General features: G+C 56.8%; 1 rRNA gene. It reads left to right on the top strand.

The window, feature by feature from the left end:
• A 23S ribosomal RNA gene (locus ACZ62B_RS39110) occupies nt 1–1,097 on the top strand; the annotation flags it as partial.

The raw sequence follows: 1,097 nt of genomic DNA, 5'->3' as shown, positions 1-1,097 counted from the left end.
GAACGCGGGGAAGTGAAACATCTCAGTACCCGCAGGAAGAGAAAACAACCGTGATTCCGGGAGTAGTGGCGAGCGAAACCGGATGAGGCCAAACCTACGACGTGTGAGACCCGGCAGGGGTTGCGTCGTGGGGGTTGTGGGATCTCTCTTTCATGGTCTGCCGGCCATGAGACGAGTCAGAAACCGTTGATGTAGGCGAAGGACATGCGAAAGGTCCGGCGTAGAGGGTAAGACCCCCGTAGTCGAAACGTCAGCGGCTCGTTGGAGAGACACCCAAGTAGCACGGGGCCCGAGAAATCCCGTGTGAATCTGGCGGGACCACCCGCTAAGCCTAAATATTCCCTGGTGACCGATAGCGGATAGTACCGTGAGGGAATGGTGAAAAGTACCGCGGGAGCGGAGTGAAATAGTACCTGAAACCGTGTGCCTACAAGCCGTGGGAGCGTCGGACGGAGAGCTTGCTCTTCGTCTCGTGACTGCGTGCCTTTTGAAGAATGAGCCTGCGAGTTTGCGGTGTGTTGCGAGGTTAACCCGGGTGGGGAAGCCGTAGCGAAAGCGAGTCCGAACAGGGCGTTTCAGTAGCACGCTCAAGACCCGAAGCGGAGTGATCTAGCCATGGGCAGGTTGAAGCGGAGGTAAGACTTCGTGGAGGACCGAACCCACCAGGGTTGAAAACCTGGGGGATGACCTGTGGTTAGGGGTGAAAGGCCAATCAAACTCCGTGATAGCTGGTTCTCCCCGAAATGCATTTAGGTGCAGCGTCGTGTGTTTCTTGCCGGAGGTAGAGCACTGGATAGGCGATGGGCCCTACCGGGTTACTGACCTTAGCCAAACTCCGAATGCCGGTAAGTGAGAGCGCGGCAGTGAGACTGTGGGGGATAAGCTCCATGGTCGAGAGGGAAACAGCCCAGAGCATCGACTAAGGCCCCTAAGCGTACGCTAAGTGGGAAAGGATGTGGAGTCGCAGAGACAACCAGGAGGTTGGCTTAGAAGCAGCCACCCTTGAAAGAGTGCGTAATAGCTCACTGGTCTAGTGATTCCGCGCCGACAATGTAGCGGGGCTCAAGCGTACCGCCGAAGTCGTGTCATTCACACAA

The sequence above is a fragment of the Streptomyces sp. NPDC053426 genome (assembly GCF_055585405.1).
Note: the sequence above shows the minus strand (reverse complement) of the source record. Positions and strands in the feature narration are given on the sequence as shown.